The following is a 22,491-nucleotide window of genomic DNA, read 5'->3' on the forward strand; positions in this document are numbered from 1 at the left end:
GCGCACAAATAACTGATTTATGAAAACTGAATTGAACCGACTCAATCCTATCGCCCGCCGCGAATTCGTGCTTCGCACGGCTCAGACCGCCTTGGGTGTTTCTGTCATGCCCAGCATGCTTGATGGCGTTCGCGCTGCCGAGACAGCTTCCAAAGGAGGCCCCGGCACTCCAGGTTTCGGCAAGGCAAAGAAAGTCATCTTCCTCTGGATGAACGGAGGTATGACCCACATTGACACCTGGGATCCAAAAACCGGAGACACCAAGGGGCCAACGGATCCTATCAAGGGCAAAGGGCAGGTGGATTTTCTCGGTGGCACCATGGAAAACATGGCCAAGGTGTCTGACAAAATCACCATCATTCGCTCCATGAGTTCGAAAACCGGGGTGCATGACGCAGGTACCTACATCATGAAAACCGGTTATGAGCCTCGTGGCACCATTGTGCATCCTTGCCTCGGCGCATGGGCCTCACATTTCCACGGACGCATTAAAGGAGTGACTCTGCCTGACAGTGTTGTCGTCAACAGCGGCAGTTCCTACCCAGGCTCCGGTTTCTTCCCGCCGGCGCTGAGCCCTATTCCGATCTCCAATCCTGAGACTGGACTTCAGAATATTCGCCCGACTACGGATGAAGGTCAGTTCCAGAAGCGCCTGTCCCTCATGAATGAGTTTGATTCCTCGTTCCGTAAAAAATTCCAATCCGAAGAGGTCAAAGCCTACACCGAGTTCTATGATGAAACCATGAAGCTCATGAAGAGCGAGGATCTCAAGGCTTTCGACCTTTCCAGCGAACCCGCCGCACTGCGTGAGAAGTATGGTCGCAATTCCTTCGGCCAGGGTGCTTTGCTCGCACGCCGCCTTGTGCAGGCAGGTGTTCGCTTTGTTGAAGTGCAATTCGGTGGCTGGGACATGCATAACAATATCGACACCGCGCTTAACGGCACTGGTGCCACGATGGACCAGGTTTTCGCCGCTCTTATTGAGGATCTGGCTTCCAACGGTCTGCTTGAGTCCACCATGGTCGTCATGGGCTCTGAATTCGGCCGCACGCCGGATGTGAATGAGAACGAAGGTCGCGACCACTATCCTCTCGCCTACTCCACGGTCTTTGCCGGCGGTGGTGTCAAGGGGGGCTATACATACGGTGCTACCGACAAGGATGGACGCCGTGTGGCTGACAAGCAGGTTTCACCTTCGGATTTCCAGGCCACCATTGGTCATGCTATGGGTCTTCCGGTTGATGAAGTGGTTATGTCTCCATCCAACCGCCCATTTACGGTCGGCGACAAGGGGGCTCCGGTTCTCGACATCTTCGCCTGATTGTTTCAAGTCATCTGACTGCCAAGGCACCCGGTCGAAAGGCCGGGTGCTTTTTTGTTGATCTTCATTCCACAACATTTCTGCGCCGCTTGATCGCCATCGCTGCTGCGAGCAAGGTCAGCAACAGCGTACCAGGCTCAGGAACTAGGACTGGGCTCAGGGCGAAACTGAAGTCGTCAAAGTAGTTTTTGAAGCTCGCCGCGCCATTGTTCAGGGGACCACCGCGCAAATCCCATTGCAGCCCGGAGAGAGAGCCCGCATCCAGTCCCAATGATTGATTGGCCAGTGCATAAGCCTGGTCATCCAGCGTCAAGGTGTTGTCATCGTAAGCCCGCACGGCGATGCCGGCGGTGTTGTTTACGGTGTCCAGAATCACCACAAGCTCAGACCACCCGAGAGTGCCAAGCCGGTAGGAAGTGGTTTCCCAAATTCCGCCGCCAGGAGTTTGATACTGTAACATGTTATTCCCCGTGTAGCCGACCTTGAAAACTGTCTGGCCCATTGCGTCATGTAGCGAGATGCCCATGATGTTGTCTAGGTCGTCATCATCCCAGTCCGATGGGCACAGCCAGAACGCCATTTGGATCAACTGGCCGTTCGACGCGCCAGGGGCCAGCCCGTTGAAGTCTCTTGAATCCAGCGAATAGGCATAGCTAAGATTGGTCTCTGAACCCAGAAAGTTGAGCACACTCGCCCCCGTCCTGGCACCTGGGTAACGGTAGGCTTGCACATAATCACGGGTGAAATTGCTCCCGTAATAATAAGGGGCCGCAGCGTCTTCGTTCAGTCGCCCCCCACTCAATGCCTGCCACAGGCCTGAGTTGTCAACGATGTCGGTCGCTGTTCCTCCGGGGCCCCCGTTGCTTGTGCCATACTGCCCCGCGTTGTAACGGCTCAGGTCAGCCCCATGGGAAGCGTCGCCCAAAGTGTTTGGATAGGTCCCCAAGGGAACCACGCCTGTGTATCCGTTAGCCTCAATGTTGTTCAGGTAAAACTGAGCGTCACCGACTAGGAAGGCGGATAATATCTGTCCATCAGAAGGGATGCGATAGCCGTCCTGCTCCTCAAAGCTGCCTAAGTATCCAAAGCCTGCCGGTGGGCAGGCCAAGAGGGCCAACAAACAAAGGCTGTGACGGATGATGGATGGACAATGGCTCACCTAAATTTATATTTACCGTGATTAAATATAATTTCAATAGTTTACGCTTTAATTTTAGTGGTTGCAGCGGCGGTTCGCTCAATATCGAAATCTGCCCTCCAGATGCTCTCAGGCATCTACGGTGAAGCTTCGCACTCTAGCCTCTGGCTTTTCCTGCTTGCGGCTGTCTTTGATGTCCTGATAATGGCGGCCCTTCCGCCTACCCGTGTTGAAGATGTCACGCCAATGAGCCAAACCAGTCCCAAGCCAGAAGAACTCTCCTTTGAAGACGCAATGCAGCGTCTGGATGAGATCGTGGCTGGCATGGAAGACAGCCAGCCTACCCTTGAGGAGATGATATCTCATTACGAGGAAGGCGTACGGTTGCTGAAACTCTGCCGCCAGCGCATTGATGGCGCTCGTCGCCGGGTCGAGTTAATCAGTGGAGATTTGGAGGGGGGGAAAGCCATGCTTTCATCCTTTGAAGCGGCTGCCATAGACGAGGATTCTGTAGAACCTGCCGAAAAAGCGCGCTCCCAAACACGCCGCCGAAAGAGCGCTGATGCCGAAGGCGCAGAAATACGACTTTTTTAGACCCTGTGGACACCGAATTGCCAGCCATTACCTCCCCCGCCGATCTCAAAGCCCTGCCGCTGGAGAGACTGCCCGCCCTCGCGGAAAAAATCCGCCAGACTCTCATCGAAACGCTCAGCCAGACCGGCGGCCATCTGGGGCCGAATCTCGGAGTCGTCGAACTCACGCTTGCCCTCCACCGTGTTTTCGACACTCCGAAGGATCGATTCGTTTTCGACGTCGCGCACCAAGGCTATGTCCACAAGATGCTCACCGGACGCTGGGACCGCATCCATACCATCCGCCAGCACGATGGACTCAACGGCTTCCTTCTCCGCACTGAAAGCGAGCATGACTGCTATGGAGCGGGCCACGCTGGCACCGCGCTCTCTGCTGCGCTCGGCATGGCCACAGGCCGCGACCTCGCGGGTGGCGACGAGCATGTCGTCTGTGTCGCTGGTGACGCCGCATTTACCTGCGGTCCGGTGTTTGAGGCGCTCAATAACGTCGCCGCGCATACCAAGCGCCTCATTGTCGTCCTCAATGACAACGAGTGGTCCATCGATCGCAACGTCGGTGCCATTGCGAAATATTTTAACTCCATCGCCACCCATCCTGCCTTCGCGAATCTGCATCAGAAGGCCGCCAAATTCGTCGAGTTCATGCTCGGCGAAGGTGTTCGCCGCTTCGCCGAGAAAGTTGAGGGCAATGCCAAGAACATCATTCTTCCGCAGAGCCAGACGCCGACCAATCGCAGTGTTCTTTTCGATGAGTTTGGCATCCGTTACTACGGCCCGATCGACGGTCACAACCTTCCGTTGCTCATCCAGACCTTCGAATTTCTCAAGACTCAGGATGAGCCGGTGATCCTGCACATCATCACCGAAAAGGGGCGCGGCTACACCCCCGCGCTCAACGATCCGGGCAAATTCCACGGTCTTGGCAAATACAGCGTCGAAACCGGCGAAACCGCCGCCAGTGACAAGCCCACCTATTCCCAGGTCTTCGCCCGCAGTGTCACCGACTTCGCCAAGGCGGATGAGAAAATCGTCGCCATCACTGGAGCCATGCCGGGAGGCACGGGCCTGAGCGTTTTCAAAAAGGAGATCCCCGAGCGCTACTTCGATGTCGGCATCGCAGAAGAACACGCAGCCCTCTTCGCCTGCGGCCTTTCCACGCGCGGCCTGAAGCCCTTCCTCACGATCTACTCCACCTTCATGCAGCGTGCGTTCGACATGATCTTGCATGACATGGCCATTCAAAACCTCCCGGTGCGGATGTGCATGGACCGTGGTGGTCTCAGTGGCGACGACGGTCCCACGCACCACGGCCTCTTCGACATCGCCTACCTTCGTGGCATCCCTGGACTCGTCCATATGCAGCCGCGCAACGAAGACGAGTTCGTGGACATGCTCTGGACCATGGCCTGCTACGAAAGCGGCCCCATCGCCATCCGTTATCCGCGTGGCAGCGGGCCCGGCGCCACGCCCAAAGACAAGCCCGTCCGCCTCGAAATCGGCAAGGCCGAAGTCATCGCCGATGGCAACGACGTCGCCCTCATCGCCCTCGGCGACATGTTCCCCATCGCCGAGGCCGCCAAGAAAGAACTCGAAGCCAAAGGCCTCTCCGTCGCCCTCATCAATCCGCGCTGGATCAAGCCCCTCGACATGGCCTGCTTCGAATCCTTTGCCAAAAAAGTGAAGGTCGTCTGCACCCTCGAAGACCATGTGCTTCGCAACGGATTCGGCACTGGCGTCATTGAGCAGCTCAGTGACGCGGGCATTCACACCCCCGTCGTTCGTATCGGCTGGCCCGACCAGTTCATCGAGCACGGAACCCCCGCCATTCTCCGCAAAAAGCACGGTCTCAGTGTCGAAAACACAGTGGCGAAGGTGCTTGGTGCTCTGGGAAGGTCATAAGCAGGCATTCACATCGCTGCCGAGAAAAGCCGGGTTGGATCGCGTATCCAAGTCATGCGCATTTCGCTCATTCTACTCGCCTTCACGCTGTCTGTCTCCGCTGCGGACACGTCTCTGTTCCTCACGCTGCAATCCCGCTCGCCCTCCGGCAAGACGGCGCTCGTCAAAGAGCAATGGCTGCCATCCCGCACCGCGATCATCGTCTGCGACATGTGGGATCTGCATCACTGCAAAAATGCGGTGACACGCGAGGGCGAGATGGCTCCGCGTTTCAATGAGGTTCTGGAAAAAGCCCGCAAAGACGGCGTGCTCATCATCCACGCGCCAAGTGCCTGCATGAAACCCTATGAAGGAACTCCGGCACGCGAACGCGCGAAGTCCGCGCCTGCGGCGGCACGGCTGCCGGACAAGATCGGCGAGTGGTGCAAACAGATTCCCGCCGAGGAACTGGCCGTGTATCCGCTCGATCAAACCGATGGTGGTGAGGATGACGATCTCGCCGAACACGCGGCCTGGGCCAAGGAGCTTGAAGCCAAAGGGCTGAATCCAAAGGCTCCATGGACGAAGCAGATCGACACGCTGCGCATCGACCAGCAAAAAGACGCCATCAGCGACAGCGGAGTAGAGATTTGGAACTTGTTGGAGTCGAAGAATATCGACAATGTCATCCTCATGGGCGTGCACCTCAACATGTGCGTTAGCGGCCGCCCGTTTGGACTGCGGCAGATGGCGAAGAACGGCAAGCACGTCGTGCTCATGCGCGACATGACCGACACGATGTACAATCCCGCCCGCTGGCCTTTCGTCAGTCACGTTCGTGGCACGGAGTTGTTCATCCAGCATGTGGAGAAGTTGATCTGCCCCACGATCACCTCGGACCAGCTCATCGGCGGCCAGCCATTTGCCTTCAGCCCGGCCACGGCGGGCAGGAAGCGCCTGCAAATCATCCTGCTCGGAGACAGCACCACCGAGGCCAGCATTCCAAAGAAGCTCGCGTCCGACGAACCGCAGATCGAGGACACACTACGCATCCTCCTCGCCGCCAATTCAGATCTGCCGCCCTGCGATGTCTATAATGAGGGCGTCAGCGGCGAGTACATTCGCCGTCTCATCGACACACGCTACGACAAGGCCGTGAAGACCAAGCCGCAGGCCGATTACATCTTTATCCGCTACGGCCTGAACGATCAGGCCAAGGTCAAGGACTTCAAAACGCAGTTCCCGAAGGACTTCAAGGAGCTGCTCGCCCGTCTGCGCAAAGACCACCCGAACGCGATGCTTATCCCGATGACCGCCATCCCTTATGCGCTCAACAATCTGCATGAGGACATCAACGCCTTGATCAAACAGGTCGCCGCAGAAGAAAAGCTCACGCTCTTCGACATCGCCCCGCGCTACCTCGCCGAACTGAAGAAGAACCCCGACGGCCTCAATTACCGCCGCTTCCCGCTTTCCAAGATTCCTGAGAACCTGCGCGCCTTTGCCACACCTTACATCCAGCCCGAGGCCGAACCGAAGGTCGTCGTGCTCGACAACCGCCTCGATGGCGTCTTCGGTCATCTCCCTGGCTGGGCCGGCGACCGCCATCCGAACATCGCGGGTTACAACGTCATCGCCGACGAGACGGCGAAGTGGCTCGCTCCAGTGATCCGCAAGGCTCAGACGCAGAAGAACTAACCGCCGCCCGATATGAAGCTCACCGCTTGGCTTGCGCTTGCAGCCTGCTCCGTCGCCTTGGCTGATGATTTGCAGCCGCCACAGATCTCCGATCTCTATAAAACCGATGTCGCGCTGGATGCGATCACGCTCAGCGATGGCAAGAGTGCTTTCTACATCCGTCAGCGGGTGGATCAGGCGACGCGCAGCCTGAAGCAATCTTTGTGGAAGGTGGATGCGGAGGGGAACGCCCGTGCGGTCGAGCCCGGTGAGCCCGACGTGCTGTCGCTCACCCTTTCACCAGATGGCAAGTGGCTGGTGTTGCTCTCCACGCGCCCCTTTGCCGATGGCACCCCCGCTTTTCAACCGGTGCCGCCTTACACCGATCCGGCGGTGGACATCTGGTTCATGCCGGTGACCGGCGGCAAAGCCATCCCGCTGGGCGGCAAAGGCAAGCCGTACGGCCGCGTGATCACCGACAAATTCTACGGTCGCGTGGCTTTCTCGCCCGATGGCAAAAAGCTGCTGTTCGTTGCTGATGAAGGACTCGATCCACGCACCGAGGCTGAGAAGAAAAACAACGTCATCGTCGTGCGCGATGACCAGGGCGAGGGCTACGAAGGCTACGGCCCCACACAGGTCTGGGTCGCGGATTTGAATCCTGCTCCGGCTGATGTGGTGGCTTCCAAGATCACCAGGATCACGCCCGGCGACTACTGGTATGGCGATCCGCAATGGTCGCCCGATGGCAGCTACATCGTCTGCCATGCCAATCGCAATGCCGAGCAGGAATCCGCGCGCTACAGCGTGAATCACAACTACGACCTGTGGAAGTTCTCGCTGGCCGATCCACGTCCGGAGCAGCTCACCTTTGGCGCCGGTCCCGAGTTTTCACCGCGCATCGCGCCGGATGGCAAACGTCTCGTCTGCCTCAGCTCACCGCGGTTCAAAGGTCCGCACATGGATGTCTTCAACCTCATGGTTGTGGATCTCACTTCGAAGGCGGCGACGGCCCGGCTCGTGTTCGATCATCACGGCAAAAGCACGGACAAGTCGCCGCATCTTTCGCCCACCACACCTCTGCCTGACCAGTGCTGGCGCGACCATCAGCGTGTGTGGTTCAATGCCATCAGCGGCGTGAAGAGCGTGACGCAGGCCGTCAATCTCGACGCCGGTCCGCAGGCCATCGACGACACACCGCCGCCAGCGCCCGTTCGCAGCCCGCTGATCCCGCGCAGCAGTCCCGGGATCGGCAAACGTCTGCGCGCCGAGGATGAGATCATCCACTGGAAGAGCTTCGACGGGCTGGAGATCGAAGGCGTGCTGACACGTCCGCCCGCGTCTGTGGCTAGCCCGCCCTTCAAATTGCTTGTCATGCCGCATGGCGGCCCGCATCACCGCGCCACGAGCGGCGCCGGATTCGATACGCAGTTCTTCGCCACCCGTGGTTATGCCGTCTTCCAGCCGAACTTCCGTGGCTCCACCGGCTACGGTTTGAAATTTCTCAACGCCGATCACAAGGACTTCGGTGGTGGTGACATGAAAGACATCCTCACCGGCATCGACCATCTCGTGAAGCACGGCATCGCCGATCGTGACCGCCAGTTCGTCTATGGCGTCAGCTACGGAGGTTACATGACCTCCTGGCTGGTCGGCCAGACCACGCAGTTCCGCGCTGCCGCCGCGCAAAACGCCGTCACCGACATGAATGTCATGTGGCATCTCAGCGATTTGCAAAGCTGGACCGAATACGACCTCGGCGGCATGCCCTGGGAGGTGCCTGAGCGCATGCGCAAACACAGCCCGCTCACCTACGCGAACCAAGTCCGCACGCCCACGCTCATCCTACACGCCACCAACGACCGACGCTGCCCTGTGGCCATGGGACGGATGTTTTATCGGGCGCTCAAGGAGAACGGTGTGGAAACCCAGCTTGTGCTCTACCCCGACGAAGGCCACCCGATCAAACAACTGCCGCACCGCGAGGATGTGATCACCCGCGTGTTCGAGTGGTTTGAGAAGCACGGTGGAAAGTAGATTCGACGGGCGGCCGAGTCTATCTCCCCGGCGGGCTTACTTCCTTCACGGTGGCTCCGTGCGTGTCGCTGAGGATGAGGAGGGAGAGTTTCTCGACATTGTTCAGCTCGGCGGGTTTAAGCATCTGGTAGTCCAGGCCGTTGGCTGGGGCGGGTTCATAAGGCGTGGGCTGTGGGGCGCCGTTTTCGGGGCCGTTGAGGCTGGCGTAGTCGAAGCGGCCTCTCAAATCGGTGTAGCCGTCTTTGAAGAAGCGGACGGTGCCATTGTTGAGCCTGGCATAAACCTTCACATAAGCCTTTGGCAACGGTTTGTCGGTGGTGCTGTCGCGAGTTTCGAGCCGGCCGTAATTTTCAGTCAGCGTGAGCTTCAGCGTGTTGGCGTGGTAGGCCTGGGTTTTGCGCTGTCCGGCGCCGATGACCTCCACCAGCACGTTTGCTTTGGTGAACTCTGCGGGCAGGGCCACATCGAGTTTCGTTTGATCCTTCGGCAGAGTCTGCGTGGCGGTTTTGTTCGGCTTGATGATGCTGAAGCGTCCGGAATCCTGGCTGACAAAAGGATTGCTGCTGAAACTGAACTCGGGGTCCATCAGGTAGTAGTTCAGCGTGACTTCGGGGAGGTTTTTCCAGCTCAGCCCGATGGTTTTGTTTTCCACCTTGAACTCAAACGTCGGCTCGGTGGCGGCGAGATCGGCCTGCTGCTTCTCGCGGTCCGGTTTGCCGGTCTTTTCGTTCTTCGCGGCCTTGCCTTCGATTTCATCGAGCTGCGTGGTCACATTGGCAAAGAGTGTCTTCCAGCGCGGCACGGGATGGTCGGCGTATTTGGCGGCGAGACCGCGTGCGTTAGCTAGATCGCCCTCGTAGAAGGCGGCGTAGCACTGGAAGTAGTCGTGCTGGAGGCGCGTGGGCAGCTTGGTGGCGTCGATGGCCTTGAAGCGGGCCAGCGCCTCCTCGACGCGGTCTTGCAGGAAGAGGAAGTAAGTCACGCTCATGCTGTCCATCGCATCAAGCTGTGGTTTGAAGACCAGGATGCCGAGAAACTGGGTGTATTCCTCTAGCACCGCCGGATTCGCAATTCGCCACTCGCTGCCGACGCGGTGGGCGCGTTGATTGACGAGCGGGGAGTATTCGAGGTGCTCGTAGCTGCGCAATTCGATGGGCTCGATGGTGAGCAGCTTGCTGGCGAGGTAAGGGCCGTAGCTTCCGTCGTCCTTCAACATCTGGCCGAGTGTCGAGGCGTCGTTGTGGAGGAAGGCGTAACTGAAAACAGCCTCGTCCACGACATGATGCTGATTCATGAAGGCGATGAGCTTCTGGTAGAAGTCGACACTCTTGCGGCAGCGCCACGCGATGCGTTCAAGATCGAGTCCTTCGAGATTGTTTTGATCGAGGAAGCTGAACACCTCCGCGTCGCTGCCGTATTGCGAGACATAATCCCACGACGCCTTGTCCACCTCGGTGAGTTTGGCAACGGCGTTGAACTCAAACGACTTCGCGGCGGCTGAACCGGTAGCGGTGGCGACATTCACCGGGAAGTGAGCAAACTTGAGCCCTGCCTTCGCGGGCACGAGCGGGAAGTAGAAGTGATATTCGAAGGTCTGAGTCGTGTAGGGCTCCAGGCGCACCTGACGCGAGTCAGTGGCCTTGCTGCCGAGCACGGGCAAGGCACCCTGCGGGATTTGCAGCAGCACCACGGCCTTCACGGGGCTGCTGGTGGGATTGGTGACGACGATGTTCGCGCCATACGTCGCGCCGGTGAGGAACTCGGTGGTGACGTATTTCTCGAACTTCTCGTTCCCTTCCTGCCGGTAGCGGTCGCCATGGCGGAAGAAGCTCTGTGACACGAGTAGCTGGCCCTGCGCGTTGTTTTCGTTCGCCGTCGGTTTGATCTCCTTGTGATACAAAATGACTGGTCCGCCCGCCGTGAAGGTGAACTGGCCGTTGTCGGCCTTCGTGGTGTGTTTCGCGGCTTCAAACGGCAGATCGAGCACCGCAAGCGCCAGCATCATTTCGGTGAAATTGCGGTTCGCCTCGGCCACATTCGACGAAACGAAGCCATTCTTCGATCCTGCGGCCACCCACGCGGCGTAATCGCGCCAGAAGGCATTCACGGTGACGAGTTCGGCGGTCTGCTCGGTGATGCGCAGCTTGTAGTAGTTGTTTTCCGCCCATTCCTTTGTCGGGCCGAGTGCTCGGAAGAAGGCGCGGACAAGGCTGCGGGCGTTCTGAGCGTCAGCAGTGCCAAAATAGGCCAATGTGCCGCCGTTGATGACGGTGGCGCCTGAGGAGGTGGAGCTACCGCCGAGAACCAAGGTTTGTCCCAGAGCGACTTCGCGTTCTGCGACGAGCTTTTTGAGTTCTTTGCGGCCCGCCATGCGATCTCCATCGGCGGCTTTTAATTGAGGCAGTGCCCGCAACTCATCGGCGGTCATGGAGCGTCGAAGGGCACCTGGAGCGCCACTCATTCCCATGCCTTTGCCAAATCCTCCGCCAGCGGCGAATGAATCCGCCATGACAGGAGCTGGTGCGGCAGCTGGCATCGGTGACATCGGCGGAGGTGGCGGCGCGGCGGCGGCCTGTTCTTTTGCTTTCTCCAAATCCCCAAGCGCACCTTTGTTTCCAAACTCCATCGCCCTCCCCCGCAGAGCGGTTTCAAAGAGGCGGTCCGCTTCCTCGGGATTCGGCGGGATCATTTCCCACAACTCGCGGACATGTCGCGCAGCATTCGGCGCTTCGTTTTCGATGCGCTGGGCCAGCAGGATGCGTTCGACGATGTTGAGGCGGGCGTAGGCCCAGGGCTGGAGATAAGTTTGGAGATCGAGGCCGAGGAGGAACTCGTCCATGAAGGTCTTGTCCTTCTTGTGGGCGAGGTAGGGTTTGATGACTTGTTCGAAGAACGGTTTGTCCTTGCGGTAGAGGAAGAAGTTCAGTTCATGGCAGGCGAACTCGCCGTATTTGGCGCGTTTCTCGTCGTCCTTGAGGTTCGGCCAGTTCAGCAGCCAGGCGAACTCCGCTAGATGGCCGTTGCCGCTGAGCGTGGTGAACAGCGAGTGGATGCCGCCGAGGGTGTCGTAGGTTTCAAGTTCGCTGGTGAGAATGTCGGCAAGGGTGAGCGTCATGCCGGTGTCGAGACCGGTGATTTCTTTTTTCTGCGTGAAGGGCTTCGCGGGATCGAGATTCCGTGCGAGGCGCTGGTCGGCAAATTTTGTCGGCACCTCCGGCAGCGTGAGCGTGCGCCACGAGGCGTTTTGCAGGTCCTCGGCGTAGATTTGGACGTGCTGGCGGTCGCCAAGCGCTTTGCGCTCAATGCGGACGACGCCGTCTTTGTCTGGAACGAGGTTGTAGATGACTGGCGCGGCGGTGGCGAGGAAGTCGAGGTTCGTGCCGCCTTGTGGGCCGGCCTCACGTCCTTTTATTTTTTTATCGGATTCTGACGCTCGTTCAGCCAACGAACCTGCAGCTCCGCCGCGAGTCATCTCGGCTCCTTCACCCGCTTTGTTGGCTAGTTCTGCGATATCGGTGCTGCGGATTTCCCACGGATTGAGCAGCAGGCCGGGGCGGGTGAGCATGTTGCCGGGAAAGAGCTTCGCGTAGCGGCGCTCGAGGATATAGCGGTATTCATCGCCGATCTCGCGTCCTGCGGAGTAGAGGTTCGGGTTTCTTGCAGGTGTGCCGGAGGCCGCGCCGAAGCGTGTGAAGCCACCCAGACCACCGAAAATGCCACTGCCGGGTTCGAAGCGCGATGCGGCGACGTGGACTCGCGCAAACGGGCTGCTGTGGGCGAGTTTGACGGTGATAAAGTCTTTGTCGTTCTCGACGCTGGCAATGTGCAGCGGCGCGTTGCCTTTGAGTTCAAGCTGCCGGTGCTTGCCGAGCGCCCAGCCGCCGATCACATCGCCTTTCGTGACTTTGATCAAGATGAGCTGGTCGGCGAGTTTGAGGGAGTAGTCGCCAGGCTTGAGGCCGGTGATGGTGAGGAAGCCGTTTTCGGATTTGAGGAGGGCTTGGTGATCGGTGGTGAATGTTCCGACGGTTTGGGCGAGCAGGGAAACGGGTTGAAACCCCGTTCTACTTTCCGCGATGCGGATCGGCTCGCCTTCGGTGGTGTGGATCGTTGTCGTGAGCGTGGTGTCGGCGTCTTCGAGCGGCCACATGCTGCTGCGGCCGTTGGGGATTTTGGCGGTGACTTGGGCGATGTTTTCGAGCTTTCCGAGAGCGACGCGGCCTTTGTCATCGGTGCGCAGCGGGATTGTCTGCACGCGGGTGAATTCGCGGTGTTTGAAGGTGAAGAGGATTTGCTGGTCGGCGACGGGTTCACCGTTTTTGCCGAGGAGTTCGAAAACGCGGCTGCCGTCGAAGGTGCTGAGGTGGCCGTCGTTGACGGCTTCGGTCTTGTCGATGCCGTTGAGGGTCCAGGTGTGGCTGGCGGAGAGGTCTTTTTTGGTGCCACCGGCGCTGAGGACATCCACTTTGCCGCTGAGCGTGACGCTGAGGCTGGCGAGGCGTTCGGGAACGGTGAGCGTGTGCGTGAGGACGCTGCCGGCGCTGAGTTTGAGGTCTTTGACTTCACGCGTCGTCGAAATGCCGTCGTGCGTGGTGCTGGTGATGGTCAGCTTTGGCTCGGTGAGCAGTTCGGGGGCGAGATGAGTCTCGCCGAGCATCAAAGCGGTGCGCACGGCCAGCGTGGCCTCGCGACGGGCGAGGAGCTGTTCGCGCTCGATGTGGAATTGAGCGTCGAGACGGTATTTCTCGGCGTGATGGATGAATTGCGTGAGCGCGGCGAAGGTGCCGGAGGCATCGCCGATGATGAGGTTCTTGAAGCCAGGCTGGTTCGTGAACGGAATGGCGATGCGGCCGAGTTTTTCATCGACAGTGAGTTTGCGACCTTCAAACCACACGGCGGCGTCCTTCACGGGCAGGTTCTTTTCATCAAGGACGAGGATCAAATCGCCCGCAGGGCCGGTTTGCTGAAGCGTGTGGTATTGACCAGTGCGGATGAGCGCACGGCTGCTGCGGCCACCACCGATGAACTCGATGATCCAGGCACCACGTTTGCCTTTGAGGTCGGGGAACTGGAACTTCTGCCGCGTGCGGGCGAACGGACCGCCGTCGAAGGCGTGCGTCTGCTCGCTGTTGGCGACGAGGCCGTCGAGATTGAGATCGGTGTTGAGCTGGCGCTGCTGCGTCTGGAAGAAATTGAGCGTGTTCAGCTCGAAAATCTTCACGATGAGCTTCGGCGTGTTTTTGACGATGACATCGAAGGCGATGTCGTCGCCCGGCAGGAACTGCGGTGCGTTCGTTGCGGGGAATTCGATGTCCACGCGGTCTTTGAGCTGCTGAAACTCGGTGGGCGTGATGAGCGAGGCCCAGCGCTCGGGATTGCCGATGCCGTTGGTGATCAGCGCCTCGGCGAGGATGGGTTTGAGCCAGGTGTCGCTCACATGCTCGGTCCACGGAGCAAGAAGCTGCGGCGCGGTGGCGTCGGCTTGGGCGGTGGCGAAGAGGTGGAGGAAGTAGTCGCGGACGAGCGCCTCATCGTTGCCGATGGGCGGGGAATGCAGCAGCGGCTCGCTGAGATCGGCGTCGAGGTCGCTCCAGTCGGAGTTGTAAGTGCGCAGGAAGTTCTCGTTGATGTAAGGCAACCGGCGCGGGAGTTTGAGGTAGGCGAGGAAGCGCTCGCGATCATAGACGCCTTTTTTGCGGTCGTGATCGAGGCGGAGGTAGAGGATGCGGGCTTTGAGAGTTTTGTGCGATGAAACGCCTTCGGCAAAGGCCCATACGCGGTCGAGCCAGGCCTCGCGCTCCGCTTCGTCGTATTCGAGGTTTACATCGGCGTTGGGGGCGAGTTTGCGCAGGTAGGTGTAAATGAAGTTGGTGCTCCTGCCGTGCTCGCCTTTCAGCTCGTCGAGTTGCGGCAGCAAAAGCTGGCGATGAATGGGCAAATCGCCGAAACCGATGTTCGGTTCCGCTTTGAAGTCCGCATTGAGAGCGGCGACGAGATTTGGCACGTCGGGGCGCTGGAGCTTTTGCAGGACGCTGCGGCGCTGGTCTGGCGTGAGCGGCACCTGATCGCGGATCAAGGCCGCGAGAGCGTCCTGGGTGAGGGATTGCAAGGCGCGGTCGTTGTTGAGCGCATCACGGAGGAAGACCTCGCGGGAGATTTTGGCCTGCTCGATGCTGGTGGGCAGGTCGGGCTTTTGGTCGCGGACCTCCTGCTGGTGGTCATGGCGGATGCCGAGGCGCTCAATGAGATATTTGAGGGTGGCTTGCGGATCGCGCTCGTAGTTGATGATGGCCTCGCGGTTTTCGATGATGCGACGCTGCTCGTTTTCGTCGGGGGTGCGTTTGCGCCACTGATTGAGGAGGTCGGTGAGCTTCGCGGTGTCGCGGATGTTTTGATAATGGAGGGCGTGGAAGAAATAATACTCTTCGGAACCGGGGACGAGCTCACCGAGGGCTTTTTCGCGGTCGGCGGCGAGGGCGAAGCGCTCGATGAAGCCGATTTCGTTTTCGGCGAGGGCAGTGAGCGGCAGGAGGAGGGCAAGGGCGAGCGTTTTCATGGCCGTGGGTGGTTGGAGAGGATGATGCGGCGAGCATCACGGCTGAGGCGAGCTTTTATTGTAAAGGATGTGTCAATTGAACGGTCTTCCCGGCATGGAATAAGCTTTGGATGGGGATGGGCGGCCACTCCTGAGTCACAGCCCCCTGTTTCAAGGCTAAAAAAGCGTTTGAAACGGGGGGGTGGGGCACTACTATCGCCGCCCGATACCCCCTGATTCCATGGCTGACGCAGCAAACAAATACTCCCATAACGCCTCCGGCGCCTACTACGTTGACGACCAGTGCATCGACTGCGACCTGTGCCGTGAGACGGCCCCGGCGAATTTCAAGCGCGACGACGACGGCGGCCACTCCTATGTGTATAAGCAGCCGGAGTCGGATGAAGAGAGAAACCTCTGCGAGGAAGCTCTGACGGGCTGCCCGGTGGAAGCGATCGGCCGCGACGGCGAGTAAGCTTTGCGCCTGAGACTGAAGTATTTGCCTGCCGATGAACTCGGCAGGCACCTCATGGCAGAATCAGCCAGCGAGACGCCATGACTTTGTGAAGTTGAACGCACTGATTCGACTGTGCGTTCGGCGGGAAGGAGACACTGACCGTGTAGCCTTTCAGGTCGGTAGGTCCGGTGCCTGCCAGTTCCGTTTCGAGCCAACGGCCAAGAGGAGAAGACCGTTCGCAGTAGGCATAAATGGAGTTTTCTGCGCTCTCCGAGCTGAGTTTGACGCAGATGAACTTGGAGGAGTCAGAAAACTCGAAATTGAAGTATTCAAACTGCCTGACGTAGGCGCGCAGCATCACCGGCTTCGTGGGGCGCTTCTCACGAAAGTCCTGGAATGACATCTCGCCGTAGCCGACCAGGCTTTCCCAGTCGATGAGAAACTTGCCCTGCGGGCCTCGCCGGAGCGCGACCTCCAGCGTGTTCGTGGGACGGTTGCTGGTGTAGCTGAAGTAGAGGATCTCGTGACCGTCGATAATGTAGCGCGCCTTGCTGAGCATGCCGCCGGGGAGGGGGTCTTGTCCGCCTTGGATCTCGTAAAAATCCTTCATCAATCCAGCGACTCGGTCGGCGTCGATCACCATTGGCAGCCGGTCCTTCCAGTTTTCTGTTTTCCAGAACGTCTCAAGCAGGGCCGCCGCCTGCGTCACATCATCCCCGTTTTCCTGCAAAGGCATTTCCTTGATGTCGGAGGCGGCAGGATGGGGCGAGTCACTGCTGTTGGCCGGTGTCTTGATGGCGGACTCGCTTTGATGCGTGAGCCCCCGGCCGGCCTGCGATGAATCAGGCGGCACCCGCTCTTCCCCAGGCTGGGCGGCATCGACCAGCAGCCCCATTTTCTCCAACTCCCGGGCGCGGGTTTCGGCCTTCTGTGCCATCTCGATCAGGGTCTTACGGCTAGCGAGGCTGTCAAAATACCAACGCCATCCCACAAACAACACCAGGGAAAGGCAGACGCAGGTGGTGACGCACAAACCCATGAAGGCGCGGTGGGAACCGATGGAGCCGGATGACATTGGCATAGGTAAGTGTGGCTGGAAAAGCGGATCATGGCGGGGAAATCTCTCATGCTCAAGCACTTGGTTGCTGCAACTCGCCTGCCGCTTACAGTCCGCAGATCATGAATTACCCGGAAAAAGCCCGCCGCGTCATCCAGCTCGAAATCGACGAGCTGCAGCGGCTGCACGCGCGCATTGACGATCGTTTCGGCCAGGCCATCGACCTCCTGCTCGGCTGCGTACGCAGCCGCGGAAAACTCATCGTCTGCGGCGTGGGCAAGAGCGGCAGCATTGGTCGCAAGCTGGCCGCCACGCTGAACAGCACCGGGGCCACCACCGTGCTGCTCGATGTCGGCGACGCGCTGCACGGCGACCTCGGCGTCATTGATCCCGGCGATCTGGCGATTCTGCTCAGTTACAGCGGTGAAACTTCTGAATTGCTCAACCTGCTGCCGCATTTGAAGCGTTTCAGCATTCCCGTCGTCGCCATCACCGGCGGATTGCAGTCCACGCTGGCGAAAAATGCCGATGTCGTGCTGGATGTGCATGTCACGCAGGAAGCCTGCCCCCTGAATCTCGCACCCACCTCCAGCACCACGACCATGCTGGTGCTGTGCGACGCGCTGGCGATGGCGCTGCTGGAGGCGCGTGGCTTCCAGGCCGAGGATTTCGCCAAACTGCACCCTGGCGGCACGCTGGGCCGTGCGCTGCTCACCCGCGTAAGCGATGTGATGCGCCAGGGCGATCAACTCGCCACCATCACGCCCGAAACGACCGTGCGCGAGGGCCTGCAAGCCATGACGATGGCGCGCAGCGGCGCGGCGGTGGTCACCAACGCGGACGGCACGCTCGCCGGTGTCTTCACGCATGGCGACTTCGTCCGCGCCTTCCAGAAGGACAACGCCATCGCCGAAAAGCCCGTGCGCGAGTTCATGACGCCGCGTCCGGTCAGCATCCAGGCTGGCAAGCTCGCCGCCGAGGTGCTCGCCACGCTGCAAAATTCGCGGGTCGATGATGTCGTCGTCGTCGATGAGGCCGGCAAACCCGTCGGCATGGTCGATACGCAGGATCTCACGCGGCTGAGGCTGGTTTGAGAAGGTCAAGCTCGCCTGCGGCATGTCAAGCAATGGTCAAGAACTCAAGAGTCGTGCAGATGGTGGGCATTGTACAACTCTTGACCTCTTGACCCGCCGCAGGCGCGCTTGACTTGCCTCCGGCAATATCTTCAGAAATCCGTCACCTCGCTGTAATGCCGCACGCGGTGGCCGCGCTTGCGCAGCAGCTCGATCAGGCCGGTGTCCGAGGTGAAGTGGCCGGTGCCGACGAGCACCATCACCTTCTCCCCGTTTTTCAGCATCTTGTCTAGCGGGTCCACCCAGGCCAGGTTCCGGGCGGTGAGGAAGAGGTTCATGAGGTCGGGGTACTTCTCCGCCTCGCTGAAGAGCATTCCTTGCAGCGTCTTCAGATCGCCGTGCTTCCAGGCTTTGAGCAGTTTCTCGAATTCCACGGCCACGCTGCTGATCTCGGCCAGTGTCTGGTCCAGCAACTCGTTCTGCTGCTTGTCGCTGAGCGAGGCGAAGAGCTGGATCTGAAACTCCACGGTTTCGAGACCGATGCCGGGCTTGCCGTCCTTCTTGGCGCGTTCCTCGAAGTGCGTGTCCACCCCTTTGTCCGGCTTCGCGCCCAGCGCCGCGTATTCCATCGAAGTGATCAGCAGGGCCATGAACCACGGGCGGTAGCGGTTCATCGAGGAGGACTCCACACCGCGCTTCGCACACCATTGTTTCACCGCCGCCCAGGTCTCCGGGCTCACATTCTTTTCCAGTGACGTGTCCGCCGAATACATGCCGAGCTGGGACATGCGGCTGGTCAGTTCTGAGCCCGAGGCCGCTCCGGGCGGCAGTTCCAGCACGATCTTGTTCGAATACATGTAGGCCGCCTCGTAAGCCGGGGCCAGGGGGTAATCCTTCTCGCGCAGGATGTGAATCGTGCCGCAGAGGAACAACCGTCCGCCGTTCGGGCCGTCCACCACCCAGACGCTGCCGTCGCCGGCACCGTCGGAGACAAAGGCCGCCGCATCCGGCTTTCCATTCGTCTTTTCCTCCTCACGCCCGCACGCCATGGCGCACACGATCAGTGCGAGGGCGGAGATGAGGCGGATGATGGGCATTGGCGATCCAAACACGCGGCGTGCATGGGATGCAACCGTGTTCTCTGGAATGAAACCCATGGAAATCGTGTTGCGCGGCCACGAGTTGCAGGCTGATTGCCTCGGTCATGGTCGCCACACAAGACATTGAGGAATACTGTCAGCGCATCGCGCGAGAGTTCCGCCCGGAGAGGATCATTCTCTTTGGCTCCCATGCCTATGGCACGCCGGATGAAAACTCCGATGTGGACCTGATGGTGGTCATGCCGAAGCGGCCCGGTGGCCGTCAGGAGCAGGACATCCAAATCCGTCGCCGCGTGCAGGCTGACTTCCCGGTGGATTTGCTGGTGCGTGACCCGCAGGAGGTGGCGCAGCGGCTGCGTGAAAACGACACCTTCATGCAGGTGGTGACCCAGCATGGCCGCGTGATGTATGAAAACGGCCACGCTTGAATGGATCGCCAAGGCTGAGGAGGATTGGTCCGTGGCGACGTCACTGGCGCGCAGGCGGAAAACGCCGGTGCCCAACTCGGTCTGCTATCACTGCCTGCAATGCGCCGAGAAATATTTGAAGGCCAGGCTGGAGGAGGCGGGTGTGCTGATTTTCAAAAGTCATGATCTCCCCTATCTGCTGGCGCTGGTCGCTCCTCATGAGCCGCTGTGGTCCGGCATGGGCCAGGCATTGTTGAACCTCAGTCAATACGCCGTGAAATTCCGTTATCCCGGCCACGACGCCAGCGAACAACAGGCCCGGAATGCCCTTCAGGACTGTCGCTCCTTCCGCAAGATCGCACGCGCGGCGTTTGGACTGTGAAACTCAAGCCAGCACCGGCTTCACCACATGCCCATGCACGTCCGTCAGGCGGAACTGCCTTCCCTGAAAGCGGAAGGTGAAGCGCTCGTGGTCGATGCCGAGCAGGTGCATCAGCGTGGCCTGGAAGTCATGCACATGGACGCCGTCCTTCGCCACGTTGAATCCAAACTCATCACTCTCGCCGTAGGTCATGCCGGGCTTCACACCGCCGCCGGCCATCCAGAGCGTGAACGCATACGGATGATGATCGCGGCCCCACTGCTTCGTGTCCTCGATCTTGCCCTGCAAAAACGGCGTGCGGCCAAACTCACCGCCCCAGATGACCAGCGTGTCCTCCAGCAGGCCGCGTTGCTTGAGGTCCTTCACCAGCGCGGCGCTCGGCGCATCGGTGTCGGTTGCCTGAATCTTGAGCTGTGTGTTCAGATTGCGATGCTGGTCCCAGCCCGCGTGCATGAGCTGCGTGAACCGCACGCCGCGCTCCGCCAGTCGCCGCGCCATGAGGCAGTTGTAGGCAAAGCTGCCCTGCCGCAGCACCTCCGGGCCGTACATGTCGAGGATGTGCTTCGGCTCGTCGGAAAAGTCCGTCAGCTCCGGCACGCTGGCCTGCATCTTGTAGGCCATCTCATATTGAGCGATGCGCGTGGCGATCTCGGGATCGCCAAACTCCTTCAGCTTCATTTCGTTCAGGCCTGCAATGCCATCGAGAATCGTGCGCCGCACTTCGCGGCTCATGCCGTCGGGATTGCTCAGATACAAAACGGGATCGCCGCTGCCGCGAAACTTCACGCCCTGATACTTCGAGGGCAGAAAGCCGCTGCCCCAGTAGAAGTCATAAAAGATCTGGCCGCAGCTCGCTTCCTTGTCGCGCGAAGTCATCACCACAAAGGCCGGCATATCCTCCGCATCGCTGCCCAGGCCGTAACTCAGCCACGAACCGATGGCCGGACGCCCCGCCTGCTCGCTGCCCGTCATGAAAAACGTGATCGCAGGCGCGTGATTCACCTGCGTCGTGTGCATCGACTTGATGAAGCACAGCTCATCCGCGATCGCCGCCGTGTGCGGCATGAAATCACTCACCGTCGCGCCGCTCTGGCCGTGGCGTGAAAAGTTCGAGATCTCGCCCAGCACCGGCCGTGCTGTTTGCGTGCCTGTCATCGTGCTGAACCGCTTCCCGCCCGCGATGCTGTCTGGGATCTGTGTGCCGTGCATCTTTTTGAGCATTGGCTTCCAATCAAACAGGTCCACATGCGACGGCGCTCCATTTTGCAGCAGGTAGATCACCCGCTTTGCCTTGGGTGCGAAATGCGGCAGGGCAGGGGCCAGCGGATCAGGCGTCTGCATCGCAAAACCCTCCCGCGTCAGCAATGATCCCAACGCCGCGCCGCCGAGGCCCAGCGCCGACTTTCCAAACAAGGAGCGGCGGGTCAGATGCAGGCGGTTGGTGTCGAGCGGATTCATGGAGTGGCGACGAATCGTCGCAATACAGACACCTCTTTCACCCGTGGCGGATCATCCAAGCCCTGCCACGCCATCGTCCATGAAGTTCCCGGTATGGAGTGGCGACGAATCGTCGCCATTGCGATGATTTTAGGCGACGACTCGTCGCCACTCCTCACTCAACCAAGCACTCAGTCCGTCAAATATTCGGCCAAAGTCCGCCCCAACTGCGCTCCCACGGTCAAATAACCCTCCACCGTGCTGTGCGGCGAGTTCCAGGATGTTTCGAGCGTCACCGAGATCGTGCCCTCGCCGCCATTCGCCCGCGCCCAGCCGCTGCTCATGCGCCCGCGCTCCTCGTCCGTCTTCACATAGGTGGCGAAGCGATACTTCGGGTCCACCTTCAGCGGCCCGGTGATGTGCGCCGCCGCCAGCTCGATCCAGCGCTGGTAGTTGGTCCGCTGCACCCCCGTCAGGCGCTCAAAGCCGAAGGGTCCGAAGAAAAACGGCACGCGATCTCCCGCGCCCGGATTGTGCAGGTCCATGAACACGTCCAGCCCGTGCTGCTGCTGGATCTCCGTGAGGCGTTTCTGCGCCGCAGCCACCTCCGGGTAATGCGGCGCGGCCGACCAGTCGCGATTGTGATCCTGCGGCAGCGCCTCCTTGCCACCCGCGCCGAGCGCCACGTTGTCCACGTCCATGATCGGAATGAAATGCACGCAGCACTGTGAGCGCAGCGTCTTCGCCTCATCACTGGCGATCCATTCGAGCAACCCGCGCCCCACCCATGCGCCTCCGGCTTCCCAGGCATGCTGCCGTGCGTTCACCCACACCTGCTTGGGCGCGTCCGATTTGCCGATGCGGATGCCGTTCACCGGTCTGCCATCGCGCGTCTTCGCCAGCTCAAAGCGCTCCGCTTCATCCCCCAGCTTCGCCTGCACCTCCGCCAGCAGCTTTTCCGCGTCCGCTGGCACAAAGGGCGGTCCCCAGGCCAGCCACAGGCTCGTGCCCTCGGCTTTGATCTTGTAAATCGCGATCTTCTCCGCCGTGCGTTCCGTTTGCGTCGTGTGCCGCCACGTTTTCCCATCGTGACTCACCGAGGCAAAGTCCGGCTGGCACCACGACGCGTTCAGCACCGTGTTCGGACGAAATGGCTTCACCTGCGCCTGCACCTCCAGCGTGATCTCCTGGCCCGCGCTCACGCCCTCCAGCCGCAGCGACCACCAGCACGGCCAGCCACGCCCTTCATGCAGTGCGGGCATGATCCGCAGCCTGCCTGCCGCTTGATCCAGGCTCACCACCTCCGCGTTCCCGCCCTCAAAGTCGGTCATCACGCGGATCTCCGCATTCGCGATCGCCACACTCAGCAGGAGCAAAGAAAGTTGTTTCATCATGACAG

15 protein-coding genes are annotated in these 22,491 nt (G+C 59.9%); 9 read left to right on the forward strand and 6 right to left on the reverse strand.

What is annotated here, in order from left to right; all coding sequences use genetic code 11:
* Positions 1-19 precede the first annotated feature (19 nt).
* Positions 20-1,321, forward strand: coding sequence for a DUF1501 domain-containing protein (locus tag ACILSI_RS04665; protein WP_395720688.1), 1,302 nt, complete (start codon positions 20-22; stop codon positions 1,319-1,321).
* A gap of 64 nt (positions 1,322-1,385) precedes the next feature.
* Here the strand turns inward: ACILSI_RS04665 and ACILSI_RS04670 are convergent, their stop codons facing one another.
* Complete coding sequence (locus tag ACILSI_RS04670) at positions 1,386-2,429, reverse strand: PEP-CTERM sorting domain-containing protein (protein ID WP_395720689.1); 1,044 nt, start codon at positions 2,427-2,429, stop codon at positions 1,386-1,388.
* Between the two features lie 153 nt (positions 2,430-2,582).
* Between ACILSI_RS04670 and xseB the strand changes: the two genes are divergently transcribed.
* From xseB to ACILSI_RS04690, 4 genes are read left to right on the forward strand one after another with little or no spacing between them, the layout of a single operon-like run.
* On the forward strand, positions 2,583-3,053 hold the full coding sequence (xseB, locus tag ACILSI_RS04675) for an exodeoxyribonuclease VII small subunit (protein WP_395720690.1): 471 nt from the start codon (positions 2,583-2,585) through the stop codon (positions 3,051-3,053).
* A gap of 5 nt (positions 3,054-3,058) precedes the next feature.
* Positions 3,059-4,951, forward strand: a complete 1,893-nt coding sequence (gene dxs / locus ACILSI_RS04680) for a 1-deoxy-D-xylulose-5-phosphate synthase (protein ID WP_395720691.1) — start codon at positions 3,059-3,061, stop codon at positions 4,949-4,951.
* A gap of 54 nt (positions 4,952-5,005) precedes the next feature.
* Entirely contained in the window at positions 5,006-6,628 is a 1,623-nt protein-coding gene (locus ACILSI_RS04685; protein ID WP_395720692.1) for an SGNH/GDSL hydrolase family protein, read from the forward strand.
* Between the two features lie 12 nt (positions 6,629-6,640).
* Positions 6,641-8,644 carry a prolyl oligopeptidase family serine peptidase gene (locus ACILSI_RS04690; RefSeq protein ID WP_395720693.1) on the forward strand — a complete coding sequence of 668 codons (2,004 nt, stop codon included), beginning with the start codon at positions 6,641-6,643 and terminating at the stop codon, positions 8,642-8,644.
* A 19-nt stretch (positions 8,645-8,663) separates the two neighbouring features.
* Here ACILSI_RS04690 and ACILSI_RS04695 read toward each other — a convergent pair whose 3' ends face one another.
* Complete coding sequence (locus tag ACILSI_RS04695) at positions 8,664-15,200, reverse strand: hypothetical protein (RefSeq protein WP_395720694.1); 6,537 nt, start codon at positions 15,198-15,200, stop codon at positions 8,664-8,666.
* Positions 15,201-15,420: 220 nt separating this feature from the next.
* Between ACILSI_RS04695 and ACILSI_RS04700 the strand changes: the two genes are divergently transcribed.
* A complete protein-coding gene (locus tag ACILSI_RS04700) occupies positions 15,421-15,654 on the forward strand; it encodes a ferredoxin (protein WP_395720695.1) in 234 nt (77 codons plus the stop codon).
* Positions 15,655-15,706: 52 nt separating this feature from the next.
* Here the strand turns inward: ACILSI_RS04700 and ACILSI_RS04705 are convergent, their stop codons facing one another.
* Positions 15,707-16,711: a hypothetical protein gene (locus ACILSI_RS04705; protein WP_395720696.1), complete on the reverse strand. Its 1,005-nt coding sequence runs from the start codon at positions 16,709-16,711 to the stop codon at positions 15,707-15,709.
* Positions 16,712-16,815: 104 nt separating this feature from the next.
* Between ACILSI_RS04705 and ACILSI_RS04710 the strand changes: the two genes are divergently transcribed.
* Complete coding sequence (locus ACILSI_RS04710) at positions 16,816-17,787, forward strand: SIS domain-containing protein (RefSeq protein ID WP_395720697.1); 972 nt, start codon at positions 16,816-16,818, stop codon at positions 17,785-17,787.
* Positions 17,788-17,918: 131 nt separating this feature from the next.
* Here the strand turns inward: ACILSI_RS04710 and ACILSI_RS04715 are convergent, their stop codons facing one another.
* The gene (locus tag ACILSI_RS04715; RefSeq protein WP_395720698.1) at positions 17,919-18,863 is read right to left on the reverse strand and encodes a TraB/GumN family protein; all 945 of its coding nucleotides are present in this window, start codon (positions 18,861-18,863) and stop codon (positions 17,919-17,921) included.
* A gap of 107 nt (positions 18,864-18,970) precedes the next feature.
* Between ACILSI_RS04715 and ACILSI_RS04720 the strand changes: the two genes are divergently transcribed.
* Positions 18,971-19,294 (forward strand): nucleotidyltransferase domain-containing protein, encoded by a 324-nt coding sequence (locus tag ACILSI_RS04720; RefSeq protein WP_395720699.1) that lies wholly within the window; start codon positions 18,971-18,973, stop codon positions 19,292-19,294.
* A complete protein-coding gene (locus ACILSI_RS04725; RefSeq protein ID WP_395720700.1) occupies positions 19,275-19,655 on the forward strand; it encodes a HEPN domain-containing protein in 381 nt (126 codons plus the stop codon). Before ACILSI_RS04720 ends, ACILSI_RS04725 begins: the two co-directional genes overlap by 20 nt.
* Positions 19,656-19,658: 3 nt before the next feature.
* Here ACILSI_RS04725 and ACILSI_RS04730 read toward each other — a convergent pair whose 3' ends face one another.
* Together ACILSI_RS04730 and ACILSI_RS04735 are read right to left on the reverse strand one after the other, a co-directional pair.
* The gene (locus ACILSI_RS04730; RefSeq protein ID WP_395720701.1) at positions 19,659-21,113 is read right to left on the reverse strand and encodes a DUF1501 domain-containing protein; all 1,455 of its coding nucleotides are present in this window, start codon (positions 21,111-21,113) and stop codon (positions 19,659-19,661) included.
* Positions 21,114-21,283: 170 nt separating this feature from the next.
* Positions 21,284-22,486: a M14-type cytosolic carboxypeptidase gene (locus tag ACILSI_RS04735; RefSeq protein ID WP_395720702.1), complete on the reverse strand. Its 1,203-nt coding sequence runs from the start codon at positions 22,484-22,486 to the stop codon at positions 21,284-21,286.
* Positions 22,487-22,491: the final 5 nt, after the last annotated feature.

Source organism: Prosthecobacter sp., assembly GCF_044232965.1.
In the GTDB taxonomy this organism is placed as follows: domain Bacteria; phylum Verrucomicrobiota; class Verrucomicrobiia; order Verrucomicrobiales; family Verrucomicrobiaceae; genus Prosthecobacter.

Excerpts from the sequence above, each read along its gene's own strand:
- ACILSI_RS04705 (WP_395720696.1), bottom strand. The coding sequence starts at position 16,711 with ATGTCATCCGGCTCCATCGGTTCCCACCGCGCCTTCATGGGTTTGTGC.
- ACILSI_RS04690 (WP_395720693.1), top strand. The coding sequence starts at position 6,641 with ATGAAGCTCACCGCTTGGCTTGCGCTTGCAGCCTGCTCCGTCGCCTTG.
- ACILSI_RS04715 (WP_395720698.1), bottom strand. The coding sequence starts at position 18,863 with ATGCCCATCATCCGCCTCATCTCCGCCCTCGCACTGATCGTGTGCGCC.
- ACILSI_RS04730 (WP_395720701.1), bottom strand. The coding sequence starts at position 21,113 with ATGAATCCGCTCGACACCAACCGCCTGCATCTGACCCGCCGCTCCTTG.
- ACILSI_RS04720 (WP_395720699.1), top strand. The coding sequence starts at position 18,971 with ATGGTCGCCACACAAGACATTGAGGAATACTGTCAGCGCATCGCGCGA.
- ACILSI_RS04665 (WP_395720688.1), top strand. The coding sequence starts at position 20 with ATGAAAACTGAATTGAACCGACTCAATCCTATCGCCCGCCGCGAATTC.
- ACILSI_RS04685 (WP_395720692.1), top strand. The coding sequence starts at position 5,006 with ATGCGCATTTCGCTCATTCTACTCGCCTTCACGCTGTCTGTCTCCGCT.
- ACILSI_RS04700 (WP_395720695.1), top strand. The coding sequence starts at position 15,421 with ATGGCTGACGCAGCAAACAAATACTCCCATAACGCCTCCGGCGCCTAC.
- ACILSI_RS04695 (WP_395720694.1), bottom strand. The coding sequence starts at position 15,200 with ATGAAAACGCTCGCCCTTGCCCTCCTCCTGCCGCTCACTGCCCTCGCC.
- xseB (WP_395720690.1), top strand. The coding sequence starts at position 2,583 with ATGCTCTCAGGCATCTACGGTGAAGCTTCGCACTCTAGCCTCTGGCTT.
- ACILSI_RS04725 (WP_395720700.1), top strand. The coding sequence starts at position 19,275 with ATGAAAACGGCCACGCTTGAATGGATCGCCAAGGCTGAGGAGGATTGG.
- ACILSI_RS04735 (WP_395720702.1), bottom strand. The coding sequence starts at position 22,486 with ATGATGAAACAACTTTCTTTGCTCCTGCTGAGTGTGGCGATCGCGAAT.
- ACILSI_RS04710 (WP_395720697.1), top strand. The coding sequence starts at position 16,816 with ATGAATTACCCGGAAAAAGCCCGCCGCGTCATCCAGCTCGAAATCGAC.